This is a genomic window from Rossellomorea sp. FS2 (assembly GCF_047915635.1).
Taxonomy (GTDB): domain Bacteria; phylum Bacillota; class Bacilli; order Bacillales; family Bacillaceae_B; genus Rossellomorea; species Rossellomorea marisflavi_A.
Genome location: NZ_JBLRVS010000004.1, coordinates 63,746 through 86,391, shown reverse-complemented (window position 1 = coordinate 86,391; position 22,646 = coordinate 63,746). Strand labels below are relative to the sequence as shown.

The 22,646-nt window shown below is 50.2% G+C and carries 14 protein-coding genes; 11 read left to right on the top strand and 3 right to left on the bottom strand.

What is annotated here, in order from left to right; genetic code table 11:
- Positions 1-35 precede the first annotated feature (35 nt).
- A complete protein-coding gene (metE, locus tag ACNA6I_RS11045) occupies positions 36-2,306 on the top strand; it encodes a 5-methyltetrahydropteroyltriglutamate--homocysteine S-methyltransferase (protein ID WP_367259378.1) in 2,271 nt (756 codons plus the stop codon).
- A 69-nt stretch (positions 2,307-2,375) separates the two neighbouring features.
- Here the strand turns inward: metE and ACNA6I_RS11040 are convergent, their stop codons facing one another.
- The gene (locus ACNA6I_RS11040; protein WP_416313293.1) at positions 2,376-3,911 is read right to left on the bottom strand and encodes a glycoside hydrolase family 10 protein; all 1,536 of its coding nucleotides are present in this window, start codon (positions 3,909-3,911) and stop codon (positions 2,376-2,378) included.
- A gap of 644 nt (positions 3,912-4,555) precedes the next feature.
- Between ACNA6I_RS11040 and gltB the strand changes: the two genes are divergently transcribed.
- The 7 genes from gltB (at position 4,556) to ACNA6I_RS11005 (ending at position 16,340) form a co-directional block, all read left to right on the top strand.
- Positions 4,556-9,157: a glutamate synthase large subunit gene (gene gltB / locus ACNA6I_RS11035; RefSeq protein ID WP_048005024.1), complete on the top strand. Its 4,602-nt coding sequence runs from the start codon at positions 4,556-4,558 to the stop codon at positions 9,155-9,157.
- A gap of 16 nt (positions 9,158-9,173) precedes the next feature.
- Positions 9,174-10,661 (top strand): glutamate synthase subunit beta, encoded by a 1,488-nt coding sequence (locus ACNA6I_RS11030; protein ID WP_048005023.1) that lies wholly within the window; start codon positions 9,174-9,176, stop codon positions 10,659-10,661.
- Positions 10,662-10,921: 260 nt separating this feature from the next.
- Positions 10,922-12,376, top strand: coding sequence for an N-acetylglucosamine-specific PTS transporter subunit IIBC (nagE, locus tag ACNA6I_RS11025; protein ID WP_416313292.1), 1,455 nt, complete (start codon positions 10,922-10,924; stop codon positions 12,374-12,376).
- Between the two features lie 147 nt (positions 12,377-12,523).
- The gene (locus ACNA6I_RS11020) at positions 12,524-13,231 is read left to right on the top strand and encodes a DUF2161 domain-containing phosphodiesterase (protein WP_048005021.1); all 708 of its coding nucleotides are present in this window, start codon (positions 12,524-12,526) and stop codon (positions 13,229-13,231) included.
- A gap of 118 nt (positions 13,232-13,349) precedes the next feature.
- Positions 13,350-15,167, top strand: coding sequence for a prenyltransferase/squalene oxidase repeat-containing protein (locus ACNA6I_RS11015; RefSeq protein WP_416313291.1), 1,818 nt, complete (start codon positions 13,350-13,352; stop codon positions 15,165-15,167).
- 69 nt (positions 15,168-15,236) lie between these two features.
- A complete protein-coding gene (locus tag ACNA6I_RS11010) occupies positions 15,237-16,013 on the top strand; it encodes an arylamine N-acetyltransferase family protein (protein WP_416313290.1) in 777 nt (258 codons plus the stop codon).
- A gap of 51 nt (positions 16,014-16,064) precedes the next feature.
- Entirely contained in the window at positions 16,065-16,340 is a 276-nt protein-coding gene (locus ACNA6I_RS11005; protein ID WP_048005018.1) for a hypothetical protein, read from the top strand.
- A gap of 34 nt (positions 16,341-16,374) precedes the next feature.
- Here the strand turns inward: ACNA6I_RS11005 and ACNA6I_RS11000 are convergent, their stop codons facing one another.
- Complete coding sequence (locus tag ACNA6I_RS11000; RefSeq protein ID WP_048005017.1) at positions 16,375-16,971, bottom strand: hypothetical protein; 597 nt, start codon at positions 16,969-16,971, stop codon at positions 16,375-16,377.
- Between the two features lie 113 nt (positions 16,972-17,084).
- On the opposite strand from ACNA6I_RS11000, the gene ACNA6I_RS10995 reads away from it, so the two are divergent.
- The 3 genes from ACNA6I_RS10995 (at position 17,085) to ACNA6I_RS10985 (ending at position 20,583) form a co-directional block, all read left to right on the top strand.
- Positions 17,085-17,963 (top strand): ABC transporter permease subunit, encoded by an 879-nt coding sequence (locus ACNA6I_RS10995; RefSeq protein ID WP_048012538.1) that lies wholly within the window; start codon positions 17,085-17,087, stop codon positions 17,961-17,963.
- Positions 17,960-18,970: an ABC transporter permease subunit gene (locus ACNA6I_RS10990; RefSeq protein ID WP_063191315.1), complete on the top strand. Its 1,011-nt coding sequence runs from the start codon at positions 17,960-17,962 to the stop codon at positions 18,968-18,970. The genes ACNA6I_RS10995 and ACNA6I_RS10990 overlap by 4 nt, the downstream gene beginning before the upstream one ends.
- A gap of 104 nt (positions 18,971-19,074) precedes the next feature.
- The gene (locus ACNA6I_RS10985) at positions 19,075-20,583 is read left to right on the top strand and encodes a flotillin family protein (protein ID WP_048005014.1); all 1,509 of its coding nucleotides are present in this window, start codon (positions 19,075-19,077) and stop codon (positions 20,581-20,583) included.
- Between the two features lie 302 nt (positions 20,584-20,885).
- Here the strand turns inward: ACNA6I_RS10985 and ade are convergent, their stop codons facing one another.
- On the bottom strand, positions 20,886-22,625 hold the full coding sequence (ade, locus tag ACNA6I_RS10980) for an adenine deaminase (protein WP_048012588.1): 1,740 nt from the start codon (positions 22,623-22,625) through the stop codon (positions 20,886-20,888).
- Positions 22,626-22,646 lie beyond the last annotated feature (21 nt).

Below are 22,646 nucleotides of genomic sequence, written 5' to 3'. Positions count from 1 at the left end.
TTTTATTGGAGAGAAAATGAGAAGGAGTGAGCAATATGGTGAAAAGTTCAAATCTCGGTTACCCGAGAATCGGTGAAAAACGAGAGTGGAAGAAAGCGCTGGAACAATTTTGGGAAGGAAAGCTAAAGGAAGAAGAATTTGTGGCGAAGACAGATGAGATCCGCCTTCGTCATCTTAAAAAGCAGTCGGATGCAGGGATTGACCTGATTCCTGTCGGGGACTTCAGCCTGTATGATCATGTATTGGATACAGCCGCCATGTTCGGGGTGGTCCCGAAGCGGTTCGGTCATGGGGGAGGGAAAGTCCCGTTGAAGACGTATTACGGTATGGCAAGGGGGACGGGCGACGCAGTGGCATCCACGATGACGAAGTGGTTCAACACCAATTACCATTACATCGTTCCCGAACTGGACGGGGCAACGCCTTCTTTGGCCGATAATCCCCCGCTTCGCTACTTCAAGGAAGCGAAGGAACAGCTTGGCATCATAGGGAAGCCCGTGCTCCTCGGCCCGGTAACGTTCGTAAAGCTGTCCAAAGGGTATGATCCCGAGGCGTTCGCAAGCACTGTCGATGGGTTCGTCCCGTTGTATGCGTCCATTCTCAAGGAGCTTGAAGAGGCTGGCGCCGGATGGGTTCAGATTGACGAACCCGTGTTATGTACCGATCTGACCGCTGAGGAGTGGACGGTCCTTGAGCAGGTCTATGACACGCTGATCAAGGCAGCGCCTCGAATCAAGGTCATCCTTCAAACCTACTTTGATCGCGTCAGTCGCTATGAGAGGGTGATCAGGCTTCCGGTGCATGGGATCGGATTGGATTTCGTACACGATGGTGGAGGGAATCGTCAGGCCCTGAACACCCATGGGTTCCCTGAAGACAAGGTCCTTGCCGCGGGGATCATTGATGGGAGGAATATATGGAAAGCAAATCTGAATCGGACCCTCGACTCGCTTGAGGAGTTGGAGAGCGCTGTTTCAAGAGACCGTCTGATCATCCAGCCATCATCGAGCCTGCTCCATGTGCCCGTCACAGTCAAAGGAGAGGAAGGACTCGGGGACCGCCTTACGCGCACACTTTCTTTTGCAGATGAAAAGCTGCAGGAAATTGTCACGGTTACAGAGGCAATCAAGGAAGGGCGTCCCTCTATCTCCAATGAGGAAGAAAGCTCTGACGGTCTCGAAAATATCAAACAATCCCGGACTCTCAGAGAGAGTGAGCAACTGGACGGAAATGAATTCCTTCATCGTGCCCCATTCTCTGAGAGGCGGGTCGTTCAGGAGGCAGAGCTCGGTCTTCCCCTCTTTCCAACCACTACGATTGGAAGCTTTCCGCAGACCAAAGAGGTGCGGAAAGAACGCCTGAAATGGAGGAGGGGGGAAGTGAGCGATCAGGACTACCGGACGTTCATCCAGGATGAGATCGGAAAGTGGATCGACATCCAGGAAAGAATCGGCCTGGACGTACTCGTTCACGGTGAATTCGAACGGACGGATATGGTGGAGTACTTCGGGGAGAAGCTTGGTGGATTTGCTTTTACCAAACAAGGCTGGGTTCAGTCCTATGGTTCACGCTGTGTGAAGCCTCCGATCATTCATGGGGAAGTAAGATTCCAAGAACCGATGACAGTGGATGAAACGGTCTTTGCGCAATCGTTGACTGAAAAACCTGTGAAGGGAATGTTGACTGGTCCAATCACGATTGTAAATTGGTCATTTGTCCGGACCGACATTCCGCGTTATGATGTCGCCAATCAAATTGCCCTGGCTTTGAGAAAGGAAGTCGAGGCCCTCGAGGCAAACGGAATCCGCATGATCCAAGTCGATGAACCGGCCCTCAGGGAGGGGATGCCGCTGCAGAAAGAAAAGAGGGCAGGCTACCTCGAGGCCGCCGTCCATGCTTTCAAACTTGCAACGTCATCTGTGAAAGACAGTACGCAAATCCACACCCATATGTGCTATTCGGAGTTTGGGGAAATCATCGAGAGCATCAAATCGCTTGATGCGGACGTCATATCCATCGAAACGTCAAGAAGCCATGGTAATCTCATTCATTCCTTTGAGGAAAACACCTATGCCCAAGGGATCGGTCTCGGCGTTTACGATATACACAGCCCTAGGGTTCCAACGCTCGAGGAGATGACTCAGAACATCGAACGGGCCATTCGTGTACTCGATCCGCAACTGTTCTGGATCAATCCGGACTGTGGTCTGAAAACACGCGGAACCGACGAAACCATCGAAGCCCTTGTCGTAATGGTGGAAGCAGCGAAGAAGATGAGGGAAACTGTTCTGGCAGCTCAACAGTGAACGGACACAAAAAGTGCGGACAGCACCCGTCTAGGGACGGTGCTGTCCGCACTTTGCTGTGCATATGAATCAATATTTCACACGCACGGTTTTGGCGTCTCGACTTTCAAGACCGGTATCGGATATAGATGTAACTCCATAGGTGTAGATTCCCTTATCAGGAGGAACGTCTGTATAGGAATCTTCATCTGCGTAGACGACATCAATGATATTGGCAGGGTCATTATAATCGCCTTCACGAGGACCGTCAAACCGGTAGATGACAAACTTTCTTGCAGTGTGTTTCTTATCTTCAATCTCAAGTTTGACACTGCCATGTTTGGATTTCCCTTTTACTTTGGTCGGTTTTTTCGGCAGTTCCCTGTTATTCCAAGGAGTAGGCGGCGTCAATGCTGTATCTATATAGATTTCGTCCTTCAGGATATCGGCATATCCAAGGCGGTTGTTATGAAGCTGCTGAAGGGAGAAATGCATTTGTCCTTTTGCCGTGCCGTTTTCACGGTTATCCAGGATCTGTTCCGGTAGTTCATGCGGGTCATACCATTGCTGGTCGAAGTTGTCACCGACCTTGTAGTCTGCCATCCCGATATAGAGGTGAACGGGGTGTTCATAGGCGTACTCAGTCACTTCATTGCTCCACCAGTCGAGAAGCACGGAATAGTTTGCAGCGGCAAAGTCCCGGGACCAGTAAATCTGTGGTGTGATATAGTCAATGCTGCCGTCTTTGATCCACTGACGGGTGTCGGCATATAAATCATCGTAGTTCGTCTGACCTGCCGTCGTTTCACTTCCAGTCGGATCCTTGGCGATATTCCTCCAGACGCCGAACGGAGAGATACCGAACTGGACCCATTCCTTCATATCTTTAATAGAAGTATTGATATCTTCGACGAGGAGATCGACATTATTTCTCCGCCAGTCTTCGATTGAATCAAAGTCCTTGCCGTATTTTTCATATGTAGCTTGGTCAGGGAAGTCTTGTCCGGCAATTTTATACGGATAGAAATAATCATCCATATGAACGGCTTCAATATCATAATTGGCTACCAGCTCTTCCACAGTCTCGATGAGGTATTGCTGAACCTCAGGCAAGCCGGGATCAAGATAGTATTGGCTTCCATACTTCAGCACCCAGTCAGGGTGTTGCTTTGCCACATTGCCGGGATCAAGGTCGTTAAGCGTCATGCCGGGCATCGTGACACGGTAGGGATTCACCCACGCATGTAGCTCGATTCCCCGTTTGTGGGCTTCTTCAAGCATGATGCCGAGGGGATCATATCCCGGATCGGTTCCTTGAGCTTTACCGGTGATGTATTTGGACCAAGGGGCAAGATCTGATGGGTAGAGGGCATCGACTGTAGGTTTCACCTGATAGATGACCGTATTGAATTTCCTTTCTTTAAGATCATCCAGAGTCGATTGAACCCATGACGTGTAGGCGGCTTTGTCCATCCCTGCCTTCATGTCGATATTCTGAACAGTGGCAATCCAGGCTGCACGCATCTCATGTTTTGGCTGTGCCGATGCAGAAGCTTGTCCAGCCCACATGGGGGCAAGCAGGGCCAGAAGCAGGATGACGACAATTGACTTTTTTCCTTTTTTCATTGAACTCCTCCCTTTCTTCTTTTGGTTAGAAAACGCTTACAAATAACTGAGTGAAATAACACTTCACTTATATCTGATAATTCTGTGAAATATTATTTCTACCTACATTATAGAGGTGGGTAGTTCCGTGGTATATAGTTCCATTAGAGTGAATGGCTTCTAGTGAATACTAGTTGTTTTGCACTATGGTTTTATCTTGTTGAAGAAGGGGTAATAGATTTGGATATCCGGTTATCCAAGAATGACCATCTCCTTCCCTGAAATCCGATCTGTCACCGTTTTCCCCAAAACATCCTTGTGGATGGACCTGAAATCACTTTGTAAAACTGTCTGACAAAAAAATTTTTTTAAAGATTTTTTTGTATGAAAATTCATCTGTGGACCTGCATTTTCCGGATGAAAATGAAAACGATTACTTTGTTGTCAAATCAAGGTTTTAAAGATTCTGAAAATTAAAGGAAATCTATATGTTTTACCCTGTCGGACTTTCCTGTTTTTCCAACTATAATGGTAAGTGCGGGAGGTTTTTTAATGACTAAATTTTTCGTTTTTTCTAAATTTCATGATATACTAACGAAAATCAACTAAATGCATCAGGTGGTATTTATTCAATTTTTATACACGTGAGTAGAGGAGGACATTGAATGAAAACGAATCTTCCGGCGGCACAAGGATTATATAACCCCCTTCATGAGCATGAAGCATGCGGGATCGGGATGATTGCCAACATTGATGGAAGCAAATCACATAGTATCGTACAGAATGCGATCAATATTCTCTGTAACCTAGAGCACCGCGGAGGACAGTCCGCTGATACCAGTACCGGTGATGGTGCTGGTATTCTTACTCAAATCCCCCATCATTTCTTCAAAAAGCAGTGCGAGAAAGAGGACATCTTCCTTCCGCGTAAAGGAGAATACGGGGTCGGGATGGTCTTCCTCCCTGAACAATATGAGAAGAGGATGAAAAGCAAAGAGATCTTTGAACGCATCATCGTCGAAGAAGGCCAGGAAGTCCTTGGCTGGAGGCCTGTGCCGTTAAATGATTCCTTCGTGGGGAAAGTGGCATCGAAGTCCAAACCGTTCATACGCCAGGTTTTCATCGGTGCGTCTGATGATATGAAAACGCGCATGGACTTTGAACGCAAGCTGTATGTAATCCGGAAACGGATCGAAAATGAGGCAGCCAAGGCAGTTGGACAGGAAGATGTGTATATCTGCAGTCTTTCTTCGACCACTATCGTCTATAAAGGGATGCTGGTGCCTGAGCAGCTGGACTCCTTCTACATTGACCTCAATCATCCTGAATTCCGGTCTGCACTCGCTCTTGTGCATTCCCGTTTCAGCACGAATACCTTCCCTAGCTGGCAGCGTTCGCATCCGAACCGCTATACGATCCACAACGGTGAATTCAATACCCTGCGCGGAAATGTCAATTGGATGAGAGCGAGGGAGAAACTGTGCGAATCCACCGCATTCAATGACGAAGACCTTAAGAAGATCCTTCCTGTCATCGATGAGACAGGCAGTGATTCCTCCATGTTCGATAACTGTTTCGAGTTCCTGCATCTATCGGGACGATCCCTTGCCCATACGGCCATGATGATGGTACCGGAGCCTTGGGAAAATGATGAAACCATTCATCCTAAGAAAAAAGACTTTTATGAATATCATAGCTGTCTCATGGAACCGTGGGATGGACCTGCTGCCCTTGTATTCACCGACGGCAAGGAAATCGGTGCATGTCTTGACAGGAACGGCCTGCGCCCTGCCAGATACTATGTGACGAAGAACGGCATGATCGTTCTTGGCTCCGAGGTAGGGGCATTGGATATCTTCGCTGATGATATTGTTTATAAAGACCGCCTGCAGCCTGGGAAAATGCTATTGGTGGACCTTGAAAAGGGAAGGATCATCCCTGATGAGGAAATCAAGCTGCGTGTTGCGTCCGAACAGCCTTATCGCCACTGGCTGGATCAGAATAAATTCAATTTGAGAGATCTACCCGATCCTGTAAGGGAGCCGGATACGATACCAGAAGAAGAGGTAATGGTGCAGCAACAGGCTTTCGGTTATACCACCGAGGAACTCAATAAGCTCATCAAACCGATGGTACTTGAAGGGAAGGATCCCGTCGGGTCCATGGGGTATGATTCACCGCTCGCCGTCCTTTCGAAGAAACCACAGCTTCTCTATAACTACTTTAAACAGCTATTTGCCCAGGTGACGAATCCGCCGATCGATGCCATCAGGGAACAGATCATCACCTCTGTCGGAACGACAATCGGTGCCGAAGGGAATCTTGTTGCACCGACACCCGCTAGCTGTCGCCATATCTACCTCGAGACACCGGTCCTTACGGGTACAGAGTTTGAAAAACTGCGTCAGCAACGTGAAGAGGGCTTCAAAGCCGTCACGCTGTCCATCCTTTTCGAGGTGACTGAAGAAGGAGATCAACTGACCCCTACCCTGGATCGCCTATTCGAACAAGCAGATCAAGCGGTAGAGGATGGAACAACTCTCCTGATCCTATCCGATCGCGGAGTGGAAGAGAAGCGGGCTGCGATTCCTGCCCTCCTTGCCGTATCCGCTCTGCATCACCATTTGATCCGGAAGGGGACACGTACGAGGGTAAGTCTTCTCCTGGAATCAGGGGAGCCGAGGGAAGTGCACCATTTTGCCACACTGCTCGGCTATGGTGCCGAAGCGATCTACCCATACCTAGCGTATGAAAGCCTGCATAGCATGATCGGAAACGGTGAAATCACCGGCAAGACCTTCGACGAAGCCGTCGATAAGTACGTAAAGGCTGCAACGGACGGAGTGGTCAAGGTTCTCTCTAAGATGGGGATTTCGACCATCCAGAGCTACAGGGGTGCACAGATCTTTGAAGCCGTGGGGATCCAAAACGATGTTATCGATCGCTATTTCACCCGTACCCCGTCGAGGCTCGGGGGAATCGGGATCGACCTGATCGAGAAGGAAGTCCTTCTGCGCCATAACAAAGCTTACGCCGACCGGAAAGACCCGAACCGGACCCTTGAATCAGGTGACGAGTTCCAGTACCGGAACAAGGGGGAGGACCACGCTTACAATCCAAGTACGATCCATACGCTGCAGCACGCCTGCCGCACGAATGATTATGAGCTTTTCAAGAAGTATTCGCGCATGCTCACCGACGAGAAGCAGCATCTGCAATCGTTAAGGGGGCTGCTATCCTTCAAGGACGCCAAATCCATCCCGATCGAAGAAGTGGAATCAGTGGAAAGTATCTGCCGACGCTTCAAGACCGGGGCGATGTCATTCGGTTCCATCAGTCAGGAAGCCCATGAAGCTTTGGCCATCGCCATGAACCGGATCGGGGGTCGAAGCAACTCGGGAGAAGGCGGAGAACATCCGGAACGCTTCCAAGTTGATGAAAATGGAGACTCCCGAAGAAGCTCCATCAAGCAGGTAGCTTCAGGGAGATTCGGTGTCACCAGTCATTATCTGGTCAATTCCGATGAGATCCAGATCAAGGTTGCCCAAGGGGCGAAGCCGGGAGAAGGCGGTCACCTTCCGGGTAAGAAAGTCTATCCTTGGGTAGCGGAAGTAAGGGGGTCCACCCCTGGAGTGGAACTTATCTCACCTCCGCCCCATCATGATATCTATTCCATTGAAGACCTTGCAGAGCTCATCTACAATCTGAAGAATGCCAATCCACGCGCACGCATCAGCGTAAAGCTCGTGTCTGCTGTCGGTGTCGGGACGATTGCCGCAGGGGTAGCCAAAGGAAGGGCCGATGTGGTCCTCATCTCGGGTTATGATGGAGGGACCGGTGCCGCTCCGAGAACGAGCTTGAAGCACACGGGCCTCCCGTGGGAGATCGGTCTCGCAGAAGCCCACCAGACTTTGCTCCTCAATCATCTCAGGGACCGGATCGTCGTGGAGACGGACGGAAAGATGATGACCGGAAGAGATGTGGTCATCGCCTCCCTGCTCGGAGCAGAAGAATATGGATTCTCAACGGCACCCCTTGTGGTCCTTGGATGCGTAATGATGAGGGTGTGCCATATGAATACATGTCCGGTCGGGATTGCCACACAAGATCCTGAACTGAGGAAGAAATATATGGGTGACCCTGAGCATGTTGAGAATTTCATGCGCTTTGTGGCTCAGGAAGCAAGGGAGATCATGGCCCAGCTTGGATTCAGGACGATCAATGAGATGATCGGAAGGACCGATGTCCTTGAAGCGAATGAAGCCATCGACCACTGGAAAGGAAAGGGGATCGATCTATCAGCCCTTCTTTATCAGCCTGATGTGCCTGCTAAAGTGACTCGGTATGCAACGCGCAAGCAAGATCATGAATTGACGAAGACCCTCGATTATCAGGAGCTCATCCCACGCTGCCGGAACGCAATCGATAAAGGTGAAAAGGTGGAATGGACCACAGCCATCCGGAATATCCACCGTGTTACGGGCACGATGCTCGGAAGTGAAATCACGAAGCGCTACGGTGCGGAAGGACTTCCGGAAGATACCATCCGCCTGACCTTCAAGGGGTCGGCCGGTCAAAGCTTCGGGGCTTTCATACCGAAAGGCCTTACGTTAAGGCTTGTGGGAGACTCCAATGACTTTGTCGGGAAAGGACTGTCAGGAGGCAAAATCATCGTTCATCCTGATCCAACGGCCACGTTCATCCCCGAGCGCAATACCATCGTCGGGAACGTATCCTTCTATGGTGCTTCTTCAGGGGAGGCTTACATTTATGGTATCGCTGGAGAACGTTTCTGTGTCCGTAACAGCGGTGCCGACGTGGTGGTCGAAGGAGTCGGAGATCATGGATGTGAATACATGACGGGTGGAAAGGTGGTCGTCCTGGGTATGACGGGACGGAACTTTGCTGCAGGAATGTCCGGAGGCGTCGCGTATGTACTGGATGACGACGGAACGTTCCGAAGCCGCTGCAATCAGGAACTTGTCCATGTACAGCCGCTGTTTGATCCCGAAGAATCGAAAGAATTATATGAAATGATCGAGCGATATGTCTCGTATACCAATAGTGATAACGGACGGAAGATCCTTGCGAACTGGGAGTCTTATCTATCGAAATTCGTACGGGTGATCCCGAAATCCTATCTGAAAATGAAAGAACGGATCAGTGAGTTTGAAAGCAAGGGCCTTGAGAAGTTCGATGCTGAGATGGCGGCATTTGAAGAAGGAACGAAGGAAGAGAAAAAGAAAGTGCTAGAAACGGCGAAGTAGAAAAGGAGGGGGACTCATGGGAAAAGCGACTGGCTTTATGGAATATAGTAGACAAACATTGAAGGAAAGGCATCCTGGGGAAAGGACGAAGGACTGGGACGACTACACACTCCCCCTATCGGAACAGGAAGTCAGGAATCAGGGAGCGCGCTGCATGGACTGCGGCGTCCCCACCTGTCAATCGGGAATGGAGATCAATGGCTCCACTACGGGTTGTCCTGTGTATCACTTGATCCCTGAATGGAATGATCTGGTATACCAGGGGCAATGGAAGGAAGCACTGAAGAGAGAGCACCAAATGAATAACTTTCCCGAGTTCACGGGATTTGCATGCCCTGCACCGTGTGAAGGGGCATGCGTGCTAGGCATCAACGAGCCGCCCGTTGCCATCCGTACGGTAGAACGTTCCATCATCGAGAAGGGATTCCAGGAAGGGTGGGTAATCCCTGAGCCGCCGGAGCACCGTACGGGCAAGCGGGTAGCCGTCGTCGGTTCCGGTCCTGCCGGGCTTGCGTCTGCTGCCCAGCTGAACAAAGCGGGTCATCTTGTAACCGTATTTGAGAAGCATGATCGCGTGGGTGGTCTCCTTACTTACGGAATCCCTGAAATGAAGCTCCCCTATTCTGTTGTGGAGCGAAGGGTCAAGATCCTTGAGGAAGAAGGGATCGACTTTGTGACCAATACAGAAGTCGGGAAGGACTACACCGTCGAACAGCTGCGTGAAAACTTCGATGCCGTCATCCTGTGCGGAGGAGCTGCAGTCCATCGCGATGTACAGGTGGAAGGGCGTGCACTGAAGGGCGTCCACTATGCCATGGAATTCCTGCACTCCAATACGAAGAGCCTGTTGGATTCGAACCACGGTGATGGGGAGTATATCTCTGCCGCCGGCAAGAATGTCATTGTGATCGGAGGCGGGGATACGGGAACAGACTGTCTCGCTACTTCCGTTCGGCACAACTGCAAGAGTCTCACCCAGTTCGACATTTACGATAAAAAAGGTGCCATGCGTGATGAAGTGGGCAATCCCTGGCCGCAATATCCTGTCATCCACCGGGTCGAATACGGCCAGAAGGAAGCGGAGGAAACATTCGGTACCGACCCCCGGGCTTATGCCGTCATGACGAAAAGATTCGTCGGTGACGAGAACGGGCATATCAAGGAAGTCCATACGGTCAACGTGAAGCTTCGTTATGATGAAGAAGGCAACAAAATCCGTGAGGAAATCCCAGGTAGTGAAAAGGCATGGCCTGCTGACCTTGTTCTTCTCGCGATCGGATTCAGTGGTCCTGAACAGGATCTCATCAAGGCCATGGAACTTGAAACGAACCAAAATTCAACCGTGAAGGCGGAATATGGCGACTACAGGACCAACGTGGAAGGCGTATTTGCCGCCGGTGACATGCGACGCGGCCAAAGCCTGATCGTATGGGCGATCAATGAAGGCAGGGAAGCGGCGAGGGAATGTGACCGCTACCTGATGGGAACGACGCAGCTGCCTTAATGAGATGGAAAGACTCTTCGGAAGATGGAATCCGGAGGGTCTTTTTTTGTGATGGGAGCCTAAAAAACACCCATTCCCCTTTCTTCTAAATTGCACAATTTGCGAATATCGTCTACTATAGGATTTTATGTCCTGTTCGTCTCTTCGTCAGAGGTGGATGCATGGGCAATTTATCATTATGTTCATTTTCCTATAGAATTGCCCCGGTTTATGAAATTATAATGTGTTGAGCATCTTAAAGAAAAAAGGGGGAAATGTGTATGATGAACTATTTGCAGCGAATCGGTAAATCTCTTATGCTGCCGGTTGCAGTCCTTCCAGCGGCTGCCATTCTCATGGGGATCGGATATGGGATCGATTCTGACGGTTGGGGAGGCAATAATCCCTTTGCTGCCTTCTTGATTAAGGGAGGCGAATCGCTGATTAGCAATATGGGCTTCCTGTTTGCCATCGGGATTGCACTCGGGATGACAAAAGTAAAAGATGGATCGGCGGCACTCAGCGGTCTGGTGGCCTTCCTGATCATTACGACCCTTTTGTCCCCGGATAGCGTGGCCATGCTTCAGGGTGTCGACGTTGGCTCTGTCAATATTGCATTTGAAAAGATCAACAACCAGTTTATCGGGATCCTTTGCGGGATCATAGCGGCTTGGAACTTCAACCGCTTCAGTGAAGTGAAGCTTCCTGATGCCTTCGCCTTCTTCAGTGGCAAACGGCTTGTACCGATTATGACGGCCGTATCCATGCTTGTGGTTTCCGTCATCATGCTTTTCTTGTGGCCGTTGATATTCTCAGGATTGATCGCCTTCGGGGAGGCCATCAGTTCCCTCAGCTATGTCGGTGCAGGACTCTATGGGTTCTTTAACCGCCTGCTGATTCCGACAGGACTTCATCACGCGTTGAACGCTGTATTCTGGTTCGACGTCGCGGGAATCAATGATATCGGGAACTTCTGGTCCGGAAAAGGGGATAAAGGCATTACGGGCATGTACATGGCCGGATTCTTCCCGATCATGATGTTCGGACTTCCGGCTGCGGCACTTGCCATCTACCATACGGCAAAGCCGGGCAAGAAGAAGCAAATCGGGTCCCTCATGCTTGCGGCTGGTTTTGCATCTTTCTTCACTGGTGTGACAGAGCCCCTTGAGTTTGCCTTCATGTTTGCGGCACCTGCGCTATTCTTTGTGCATGCGGTGCTTATGGGCTTATCACTGGCTGTAGCAGCGTTCTTCCATTGGACGGCCGGATTCGGTTTCTCGGCAGGACTTATCGACTTTTTACTGAGCTCAAGACTGCCGATCGCCAATGCGCCCTACATGCTCCTCGTGCAGGGAATCGTCTTCGCTCTGATTTACTACTTCCTATTCCGCTTCTTGATTGTGAAGTTCAATCTGAAGACACCTGGAAGGGGAGAAGATGACTTGGAAGAGGCCGTACAAGAGACGGCTCAGCCTGAGACATCAAAGGAAGATAAGTTCTCAGCCATGGCCTCTGAGATCTATGCTGGTCTTGGTGGAGACGAAAATGTGACATCCGTTGATAACTGTGTGACCCGTCTGCGAATCGAAGTGGATAATATGGACGTCGTGGATCAGAACAGGATCAGGCGCACTGGTGTGCCCGGCATACATGTTGTAGGAGAACATAGCATTCAGGTAATCGTCGGTACATCCGTACAATTCGTCGCGGATGAAATCCACAAAATAAGAAAATGATTGGCTGCCCTCCGGATCGTTCAGGATCCGGGGGGTTTTTAGTGATAAGAGGTTTTTCATTTGCTGAAAATGGTCTATACTTTTCACTAACACTAGATTCATAGAGGAATCTGCAATCAACAGGCAGTGCCTGATAGGAGGATCAATATGAAAGAGTCCGATCTGTATCCACCTATACGCGATCATTTCCACTCACTGGGTTACCGTGTCAACGGAGAGGTCAAGGATTGTGATGTAACGGCCATGAAAGGAGAAGAGCTGATCATCGTGGAGATGAAGCTTTCCCTTACAGTGGACCTTCTCGTACAGGCGGCCAAGAGGCTCAGACTGACGGATATGGTGTACATAGCGGTCCCGAGGCCAAAACGGACGCGTTCCAAAAGGTGGAGGGATGCTTGTCATCTGGTGAGGAGGCTGGAGCTTGGGTTGATCACCGTGGCGCCCCATGCCAAGGGGGATAAAATCGAGTTCGTGCATCATCCGGCACCGTTTGACCGGAAGGCGAGCCTTACATATGGAAAGAAAAAGCGTGCGCAGCTTGTGAGGGAAATCGAAGGAAGGAGCGCCGATTACAATGTGGGGGGAAGCAATAAGCTGAAGATCATGACAGCTTATAAAGAAAGCTGTATTCACATTGCCATCCTGCTGGATCGCCATGGCCCCCTTTCGCCGAAATCCCTCAAAGAACTCGGGACTGGGGAGAAAACCCCGCTGATCCTCCAGAAGAATTACTATGGATGGTATGACAGGGTCAAAAGAGGCGTATATGAGCTTACGGATAAAGGGAAAAGGGAAATGCTCGACTACCCTGATCTTCTTAAAACGTATACCCCCGATGAAGGGTCCCCGGATTGATGGCCGGGGGCCTTTTTTGATTATTTCTACCCCGCCCTGCCCCGACATATATATGTGATGAGACCGAGTGAAGGGAGTTGGCACTGTGGAAAAGCGGATGAGGTCCAAGTTGGACCGGATGGCAGAACAACTTGAACAGCGTCAAAATCCTGACGGAAGCTGGACGTTCTGCTTTGAAAACAGCCCGATGACCGATGCGTTCATGATCATTCTTCTCTGCAGCCTGGGGCAAAGGGAAGACATGTGGGTGGATAAACTGGTGGAACGTCTTTTCCTCCTTCAAACAAGGGAAGGGACCTGGAAACTGTTCAAGGATGAAGAGACAGGCAATCTTTCCTCTACAATCGAAGCGTATGTCGCACTGCGAATGAGCGGAATAAAAGAAGGTGATGAACGGATTGCCCGCGCCAAGCGTTTCATCCAGGAAGAAGGTGGTGTGGGAAAAGCTCACTCCCTCACACGCTTCATGCTGGCGATACTCGGTGGAGTGAAGTGGAAAAGAGTGCTTCCCGTCCCCATTGAGTTCGTCCTCATTCCTCCATCCTCACCAGTCGGATTCTGGGACTTCTCAAGCTATGCCAGGGCCCATATGGCTCCGATCCTGCTGTTGAAAAGCCGAGGGTACACACATGAGTCGCAGGGAATCATTGGGGAATTAAAGGCGATGTACCGCGAAGGGGAGGAGCGCATACCTGACGGGGAGCGACACTTCCTAGACAAGATTGCCACGGCTCTTGGGAACATGGGAGGGCTATCGTCTTCCCTCAAGGAGCGTGCTGAACGTTTCACGAGGGACTATATGCTCGAAAGGATCGAGCCTGATGGGACCTATATGAAATACTTCAGCTCAAGCTTCTTCATGATCTATGCTCTCCTGTCCGTCGGTTATCGCCAAGATGATCCGTTGATCCAGAAATGCGTTGAGGGGTTGAAGGCGATGATCCTGAAAACGGAAAGGGGCTATCATCAGCAGAATTCCCCTTCCTCCATATGGGATACGGCATTATTGTCCTATGCCCTTCAGTCTGCAGGAAGGTCAGCCGCCGATAAATCCATTGAGCGGTCCATACGATTCTTGCAGAAGCATCAGCAGTTCCGATATGGGGATTGGGGAATGGAGTCTCCGGTAGCCCCGGGGGGCTGGGGATTCACTGCGGGGAATACCATGCACCCTGATGTGGATGATACGTCTGCTGCTTTGAGGGCCCTGACATCAGCAGCAGCCGGCCGGCCTGACATGCGGGACTCCTGGCAGCGGGGAGTGGACTTTATGGTAGGGATGCAAAATTCCGATGGCGGATGGCCGGCTTTTGAACCGAACAAGACGAATGAGCTCCTCACGCTCTTTCCCATCAACGGGGCAGAAGCAGCGGCCATCGACCCCTCCACGCCCGATCTTACAGGAAGGGCGCTTGAGTTCCTAGGTAACTATGCGGGACTGAAGAGGAACCGCAGGGGAATCAAGAAAGGAATCAGTTGGCTGAAGAAAGCACAGGAGATCGATGGCTCCTGGTACGGGAGATGGGGAGTCTGCTATATATATGGGACCTGGGCGGCCGTGACAGGCATGAGGGCCGTCGGTGTGCCGGGGGATGACCGTCATCTTGCGCTTGCCAAACAGTGGCTTGAAAAAATCCAGCGCCGTGACGGCGGATGGGGAGAATCATGTCTCAGCGACCAAGTGAAGCATTATATCCCCCTATATAAAGCAACCATTTCCCAGACGGCGTGGGCACTGGACGCCCTCATCTCATTGGAGGAAGGACCGACACCTGCCATTGATACAGGCATGCAGACCCTGCTTGAACTGTTGGAGGAAAAGGATGATTACCCTACCGGTGCGGGCTTACCGGGAAATCTCTATATCCATTATCACAGCTACCAGTGGATCTGGCCGATGGTAACCATCAGCCGCTACCTGACAAAGTATGGATAAGCATATGTACTGCTAAATGAATGGAATCCTGCCATACTAATAGGAACGATTATGGCAGGAGGAAAGAACATGGAGAATTTACAGCAATACGTAAATCGTAGAATCGGTATGGAAGAGAGTTGGTCACCCGCTTTTGCAGATATGCCAGTCCTTCTAGAGGCATTTGCCAAGGCGGTTCCCTTTGAGAATATGGCCATCATAGAAGGTCGGCTCACACCATTCTCGGAACAAACCTTGAAGGAGAAGATCCTGGTGCGAGGTGAGGGCGGACTGTGTTACGACTTGAACGGTCTGTTATACCTCTATCTCGAGGAGGCGGACTTCAGTGTCACGCTTGTAAGGGGAGTCGTCTATCATCAGGGGAAAGGGGATTTCCATGATATCGGACGGACCCATGTCCTGATCCTTCTTGAGCATGGAGGAGAAAGTTGGGTAGTGGACGGCGGGTTCGGGGGGAATATCCCGCTGAAACCGGTCCCCCTCACAGGTGAAGTAGTAACGTCTGCAAATGGAGGATTCAGGGTGGCAAAAGAACACACGCCCCATGGTGATTATATCCTCCAAATGAAGCTGTCGCACAAATCCGACGAGTGGCAGAACGGGTATGCATTCGACACAACAAGACCCGTAACCGATCTGCGTGAACTGGCAGAAGTTCAAAAGACAGTGTCTGTTCATCCGGAATCACCCTTCAACCGGTCACCGCTCTTAACAAAGCGGACGGAATCGGGCAGCATCACCCTTACAGAGGGGTCGTTGACGGAATGGAAGGACGGGAACATGGAAAAGAGGAACGTGGATGAGGAGTCCTTCAAGGTTTACCGAAAGAAATGGTTCAATGGATGATCCCCCGTCACTTCCATGTGTGATAGACTGGGAGCAAGGAGGTCATTTATCATGTTCGACATACTGCTGGCGATCTTCTTCATCCCGATTTTCTTCTGGACAATCAGGGTCGTCATAAGGAAAAGGAAGGCGTATGGCATGACCGGGATCAAATCGGCCCTTACCCCGATCTGTTTTTTATCCGTCGGGGTCTTGAATATCTTTGCCCTGCTGTTTGATTTCATCGGTCTGATCAGTTGGGGTCTGTCTGTTGCCTTCCTCCTCATCGGTGCCTATTTCACAAAGTATCAGATGCCGGAAGAGGACGGGGCCGAAGGCCATTATTGAAGACGAATCAAAAAAGAGCCCCTTGGGCTCTTTTTTAGTTGGCGGGAGGTTGCATATCGGACGTGAAATGATTTCCGTACCATTCTTCCTCTTCCGAAATGATGGCCGAGAATCGCAATCCACTGCTTTCCTCTCCGTTGGAATAGACGGGAACCGATTCTTCTGCAATTGCCTCTTCCACATCCGCTTGTACTTCCTCAGGCTGGTTGTCCGGTATGAGCATGAGATCAACACGATAGCTGCTCTCATTATCGGGTCTTCTCAGCACTGTAAGCTCCATCTCCCCATTGTCACCGATGACGGCTTCTGAGGTCAGGACCGGTTTGGGATCCGGTTCCACCTGACCCGCTTCAATCTGCTCGAATGCATCTTCCTTCGCATACGGCTTCATCTCTACATTCAGGACGGTTCCCGGCGGAAGAGAGGTTTGAGCCCTCAAGATCACCTTGGGGTTATCCACCTGCATGGTGGCCGCAATCAACTCGGAACGCTCGGGAACCTGAGTGTCTTCCGGTGCAGCCGCCATTCCATTCCCTGCGGACGCTTCTTGCTCTGTTGGGGTAAATGAAACCCTGCAGCCTGAAAGGAGCATCGCGGCCGTGGCAGCTAAAATCAACGTTACGTATTTCATATGTGTCACCCTTATTCGTATATTCAGAATAATATTTACAATTCCATTTCAGTATTGTAACATTGTTTTTAGTTTGATTCTACATAAATATGGAAACGAAAAGGGGAGAAGAGATGAAGAGAGTACTATATACTCCTCTACACTTTATTTTAGTTATCATCGGTTTATTTTTATTGAGCGGTCTGGGAGCACTGTTATCCTATGACACCGAGCTTGTCATCAATTTCGGAGACTACGGTGTAAGATTGAAGGAGATTTTCAATCAGATCCTCCACCCTTCCCAGATCGCCATGCCTTGGGGAGAGGGCAATAAGGTTTATCCCATCACGACCGTATTCGGGAAAACATACGGATATTCAGTTTCCATCCTGATTGCCGCGTTTTTCGTGGCCGTGGCGTTTGCCATCGTCATCAGCTATTCCATCATGATGCTGCCGGGCAGAGGCTATCGTTTCACCATGAAAATTGTGAATGCCGTTGATGCCCTTCCCGATGTATTCATCGTCGTCGGTTTCCAGCTTTTCATCATCTGGTTATTCAAGCAGACGGGTCTCCTGGTCTTTGAGATTTACGCATTCGGAGAGGAGAAGATCTACTTCCTTCCGATTCTCTGTCTGTCGCTCCTCCCTGTCGTCTTCCTGGTGAAGCAATTCATCTTTCAACTGAAGGAAGAAGAAAACAAGCCGTACGTCGAATTTTCGTTTGCCAAGGGGTTCAGGAAGTCGTATACGGTATGGAGGCATATTTTCAGGAATGTATGGATTCACTTCTTCCTTCATTTGAAGCCGATCTTCCTATTGATGCTATCGAATCTTTTGATTATTGAGATCTTATTCAACATCAACGGATTCATGATGACACTCTCAACCGCTGCAATCGCCGTACCTGCAGGCTTTTTTATCGGGCTGCTTCTGATATTCATTCCGTTCTTCGTTGTATTTCAACTCGGTTCATGGATTTTGAACCGTTGGCTTGGGGGTGAACACGCATGAAGCCATGGATGATGAAACGACTCGCACTGCCTGTATTGTTCCTGGTGGGACTCGTGCTGGCAAGCTTTTTACTCCCTTATGTGTACCCGGACTTTGATGAAAAGATGAAGTATATGCAGAATGATGAGGGCAGGGTGATTGCAGCTCCTCCTTACTCGATCAGTGAGATGCCTCCGTTCGGAGGGGACGTGCTTGGGAGGAATCTATTTTATCTATTAGTGGCAGGAGCGAAGTATACCCTGTTGGCTGCTGTAGCCATTGCGCTTCTGAGAATGGTCTTCGGCTTCCTTTTTGCGTGCATATATGCCTTCCTTCCGTCCTTGATCAATCGGATCCTGAAGGGTGTGACCGAAGCGTTTCAGTATATTCCACTCGTGATCATCGTCTTCATCCTCCTGATTCCCCTAGAAATCGCCTTCTCTGGGGAGGTCTTGTCATCAAGTAAATACTTTGCCATCCAGATTGCCGTCATCGCCCTGGTAACGATTCCTTCTCTTGGAATCTATCTCGGGGAAGAAATGAAGTTGTTCTTGAAGAATGACTTTATCGATGCATCAAAAACCATGGGGGCTAATCGCTTCCATCTGCTGCGACGTCATCTGTTCCCGCAGTTCATGAGGCATTCCGTGGTGCTATTCTCAGAACAGATTGCAGCAGCCCTGGCGTTGATCATCCAGCTCGGTGTCATGCTCATGTGTCTCGGAGGATTGAAGATAGCGGACGTCGGAGTCATGACCCAGGACCTCGTTTATTTTTCCGAGACGAATGAGTGGGGGGCGACGATCGCCATCAATATCAAGGAAGTCTTCAACAGGGTCCATATCGTGCTCATTCCACTTCTGTTCTTCGCCGTCAGCATCCTGTGTGTCAATTCCATCAGTACAACCTTGAAGAGGGGTCTGGTGGACGGGATTGTTCCTTCCATGAAGAAAAAAAGAGTACGAGATCAAAAGGCAGAGAGAGTAGAAATCACAAGTGAATCCTTTACAATGGATAGTGGAAAATAATTCATTTCGTCAAATCTTGAAACTTTTTGGCAGGTCCTTCCGTAGATAGTGGTGTAGGAATATTCCAATCTATTTATCAACCATCAACAGAAAGGGGTTTTATCATGGCAGGATTAACATTGGCAGGGGTGTTCGTCATTCTCATCCCTCTATTGGTCATCGCCGCAATCGCAGGGGTCGGCTATTATTTCTGGATCCGTTTCCGCTATCGTACGGCGAAGTCGAATCAGGCACTTATCATCACTGGACCGAGATTGGGTGATCCGGAGAAAGAAACGAATATATTCACCGATAGTGAAGGACGATCGATGAAAATCATCAGAGGTGGAGGATACAGGCTCCGTCGATTCCAGACGTCCACTCCGGTAAACCTTACGTCATTCCAGCTCAAACTATCGACGCCACGTGTGTATACGAACGGAGGCGTCCCGATCGTGGCAGATGCCGTGGCCATGGTGAAGGTGGCCGATTCACTGAACGGGATCGCCAACTACGCCGAGCAGTTCCTCGGAAAAGATCAAAAGGAAATCGAAGATGAGATCATTGAAGTATTGGGAAGCAATCTGCGTGCCATCCTATCAAAAATGACGGTTGAAGACATTAACAGCAACCGTGAGAAATTCAATGCCGATGTGCAGGAAATCGCACAGCAACAGCTTGATCTCATGGGCTTCAAAATCACATCTCTCGGGTTGACAGACATCCGCGATGCGGATGAGGAAAATGGATACTTAAAAAATCTGGGTCGTCCAAGGATTGCCGAAGTGCGCAAGCTGGCTGAAATCGCCGAGGCCAACACGGAACGTGAAACACGGATTCACCGTGCCCAGACGGATCAAGAGGCAAAAGAGGAAGAATACAAACGCCAGATCACGATTGCAGAATCCAAGAAGGAAAAGGACATCAAGGATGCCTCCTTCAAGGAAGAAACAGAACGTGCACGGGCGAAATCAGAGCAGTCCTATGAACTGGAAAGAGCAAAACTTGCCAAGGAAGTAAAAGAAGAAGAATTGACTCTTCAATTCCTCGAAAGGGAACGTGCCGTAAAACTCGAGGCCGAAGAATCCAAAGTGAGAAAAACCAAAGCCGATGCCGAGTACTATGAAACGACCCGTAAAGCGGAAGCCGAAGCACGCAAAGCTGAAATCGACGGAGAAGCAAAAGCGAAGATCCGCAGGGAAGAAGGATCCGCAGAAGCAGATGTCATCAGGGAGCGCGGTAAGGCCGAAGCGGAATCACGTAAGCTATTGGCAGAAGCGATGGAGAAACACGGAGATGTCATCATCACCGAGAAACTCATCGAGATGCTACCGGTCTTCGCCGAGAAGATTGCACAGCCGCTTAATAATATCGACTCTGTGAAGATCATTGACTCAGGCAACGGCCAGGGTGTCCCGTCTTTCGGGAAAAGCATCACCCGCACCATGCTTGACATGCAGGAGCCGTTGAAGGAAATGACGGGGATTGACGTGGGAGACCTCTTGAAATCCTACGCCAATCGTACACAGAAAATCGAAGTCAACCAGCCGGTCGCATCCCAGCCGAATCACGCGGAAGCAGCGGCTGCGAAAGAAAGCGACGAAACGGAAGAGAGTCAAGAACCGAAAGAATAATCTCATACAACTATTGTCCAAAAAAAATCCGAACGATCATTCGATAGTCTCCAAGATATCGAATGCGTTCGGATTTTTTGTGTCGGATGGCTTCAAGTTGGTGGTCGAAAAGCTTGAAGGATCGTGCAGATGTTCCTGCCATTACTGAGTGGATTGGAGCGGAAGGCGCTTGACTCCTGCGGAAATGGAGGAATGATCGAGACCCCGGAGGCGCTCTTCAGCCGAGGAGGCTCGACTTCCTCCCCGCGGAAAGCAAGTGCCTGCAGCGGAAAGGAACGGACGGCTTCAGAACATCCTCACGTTCAACCTTCTGCACGGACCGGGATATGCTTCATCTCATCGACATCGAATAGGCCGAGGTCGGTGAGCTTGATGCTCGGGATGACGGGCAAGGTCAGGAAGGACAGGGTGAGGAAAGGATTGAAATCTCCAGTGAATCCGATATCCTTCAAGGACGTATTAAGCTCCTCCAGCCCCTTGAGTACTTCTTCATGACCGGCACTGGACATCAATCCCGCAATCTCAAGTGAGAGGGATGCAATCACCGATCCGTCCTTCACCATTACAAGTCCGCCCTTCATGTCGCGCAGAGACCTGACCGCTGCAAGCAGGTCGGAATCATTGGTACCGACGGCAACAAGATTATGTGAATCATGGGCAACCGTCGTAGCAATGGCCCCTGCCTTCAGTCCGAAGCCCTTGACGATGCCGAGCCCGATATTGCCTGTTGCGTGATGCCTCTCCACCACGGCCATCTTCAATTGATCATGTTCAATCGAAACGGAGAAGATACCTCCGGCTGTGTCCACGGTCTCGACCCGTTTAATGGTTTGAAGCTGATTCGGGATGATCTGAATGACGTTTGCTGTGCTGCCGCCATCCATTCGGATTGAAAGGTCTTCTGCCGCTACATCAGGAAAGTGGAGGGTATCGGCCAATGACATGGGCGGGGTTATATTCGCACCATTGATGGAAAGGGTCTCCCCGTCCCGGGCAACCAGGCGCCCTCCTTTATAGACAGAAGCGATGTGCAAGGTATTTAGATCGTCAAGAAGGAGGAAATCGGCATCGAATCCAGGTGCGATGGCCCCCTTGGTGTAGAGACCATAACATTCCGCTGCATTCAGCGTGGCCATTTGAATGGCCATGAGAGGGTCCATCCCTTCACCGATGGCCAGGCGGATATTGTGATCGATGCTTCCTTCTTCGACGAGATCATCAAGATGCTTGTCGTCCGTGCAGAACAGACAGCGGCGTACATTCCGCTCATTCACTACAGGTAGCAATTTTTTCAGATCCTTCGCCACGGACCCTTCACGGATGAGAAGGTACATTCCCCGTCGGAGCCTGGCCTTTGCGTCTTCCACTGTATTGCACTCATGGTCGGTTGATACGCCTGCTGCACGGTACACATTGATGGCTTCCTGGGGAAGACCGGCCAGATGGCCGTCGACAAGACGGCTGTACTCAGAGGTCAAGGCAATCTTGTCTATAAGGCCGGGGGAGGCTGATCGCAGGGAAGGATAATCCATCACTTCGGCAAGCCCGATGACGCGATCATGCTCGAAGAGTGGGCCAAGGTCATCAGCGCCAAGTTCCGCTCCCGAATTCTCAAATGGTGTTGCAGGTACACAGGATGGCAGCATGGTCAACGCATCAAGGGGAAGGTTTTCTGAATCATCGAGCATGAACTGTATGCCTTCGACTCCTGAGACATTCCCGATCTCATGCGGGTCGGTGATGACCGTTGTCACACCATGGGGGAGGACCACTTTTGCAAATTCCGATGGCGGTACCATGGATGATTCGATATGCACGTGACCATCGATGAACGAAGGGCAGAGCCACTTCCCTTCTGCATCAATCGTTTCCTTTCCTTGGTAGTTTCCGATTCCCACGATGATGCCATCTGTGATCGCGACATCACCTTCTGCGATCTCCCTGTTGAATACATCTATGATTCGGGCATTCTTTATCACGATATCAGCCGTGGCAGTACCGGCGGCTGCCTGTATCCGTCTTGTCAAATCAGTCTTTTTCATCAACGTTTTCTCTCCTTTATA

What these genes read in the sequence shown, in the direction of transcription:
- metE (WP_367259378.1), top strand. Translation starts at nt 36, where the DNA reads ATGGTGAAAAGTTCAAATCTCGGTTACCCGAGAATCGGTGAAAAACGA.
- ACNA6I_RS11040 (WP_416313293.1), bottom strand. Translation starts at nt 3,911, where the DNA reads ATGAAAAAAGGAAAAAAGTCAATTGTCGTCATCCTGCTTCTGGCCCTG.
- gltB (WP_048005024.1), top strand. Translation starts at nt 4,556, where the DNA reads ATGAAAACGAATCTTCCGGCGGCACAAGGATTATATAACCCCCTTCAT.
- ACNA6I_RS11030 (WP_048005023.1), top strand. Translation starts at nt 9,174, where the DNA reads ATGGGAAAAGCGACTGGCTTTATGGAATATAGTAGACAAACATTGAAG.
- nagE (WP_416313292.1), top strand. Translation starts at nt 10,922, where the DNA reads ATGATGAACTATTTGCAGCGAATCGGTAAATCTCTTATGCTGCCGGTT.
- ACNA6I_RS11020 (WP_048005021.1), top strand. Translation starts at nt 12,524, where the DNA reads ATGAAAGAGTCCGATCTGTATCCACCTATACGCGATCATTTCCACTCA.
- ACNA6I_RS11015 (WP_416313291.1), top strand. Translation starts at nt 13,350, where the DNA reads ATGGCAGAACAACTTGAACAGCGTCAAAATCCTGACGGAAGCTGGACG.
- ACNA6I_RS11010 (WP_416313290.1), top strand. Translation starts at nt 15,237, where the DNA reads ATGGAGAATTTACAGCAATACGTAAATCGTAGAATCGGTATGGAAGAG.
- ACNA6I_RS11005 (WP_048005018.1), top strand. Translation starts at nt 16,065, where the DNA reads ATGTTCGACATACTGCTGGCGATCTTCTTCATCCCGATTTTCTTCTGG.
- ACNA6I_RS11000 (WP_048005017.1), bottom strand. Translation starts at nt 16,971, where the DNA reads ATGAAATACGTAACGTTGATTTTAGCTGCCACGGCCGCGATGCTCCTT.
- ACNA6I_RS10995 (WP_048012538.1), top strand. Translation starts at nt 17,085, where the DNA reads ATGAAGAGAGTACTATATACTCCTCTACACTTTATTTTAGTTATCATC.
- ACNA6I_RS10990 (WP_063191315.1), top strand. Translation starts at nt 17,960, where the DNA reads ATGAAGCCATGGATGATGAAACGACTCGCACTGCCTGTATTGTTCCTG.
- ACNA6I_RS10985 (WP_048005014.1), top strand. Translation starts at nt 19,075, where the DNA reads ATGGCAGGATTAACATTGGCAGGGGTGTTCGTCATTCTCATCCCTCTA.
- ade (WP_048012588.1), bottom strand. Translation starts at nt 22,625, where the DNA reads ATGAAAAAGACTGATTTGACAAGACGGATACAGGCAGCCGCCGGTACT.